Origin of the sequence: Saccharopolyspora elongata, assembly GCF_004348985.1 — a bacterium.
Classification (GTDB): domain Bacteria; phylum Actinomycetota; class Actinomycetes; order Mycobacteriales; family Pseudonocardiaceae; genus Saccharopolyspora; species Saccharopolyspora elongata.
In genome coordinates this window covers 1-363 of sequence record NZ_SMKW01000269.1, presented here as the reverse complement: position 1 = coordinate 363, position 363 = coordinate 1, and the positions used below count along the sequence as shown (strand labels likewise).

General features: G+C 62.0%; 1 pseudogene. It reads right to left on the bottom strand.

The window, feature by feature from the left end:
* Window positions 1–202 precede the first annotated feature (202 nt).
* Window positions 203–363 (bottom strand): annotated as a pseudogene (locus tag E1288_RS46645) (DDE-type integrase/transposase/recombinase); the annotation flags it as partial.

The following is a 363-nucleotide window of genomic DNA, read 5'->3' as shown; positions in this document are numbered from 1 at the left end:
AGCACCAACAATCGCCCACACGGGCCCGACCGGAGACCTTGAACAGTGGAACAGGCTGGGAAGACCAGCGGGCAACGCACGCCCCGCCCCAGACAGCAAGATCAACAACTCCGACCAACCCGCCCAAGATCGACACCACCCTCATCGGTGCATCCAGGCTAAGTAAACCGACCAGAATTACGGAACACTAGTTGAATCCGCCCTGGGTTCCCCTGTCGCTGTGGAAGATCACATTTTCGACCCCACCGCCGCGGGCGCGCACGGCAGCGTCCAGGGCGTCGCAGACCAGATCGGCACGCAGATGGTCGGCGATCGACCACCCGATGAGCCTGCGAGAGCAGATATCGATCACGGTCGCCAGAT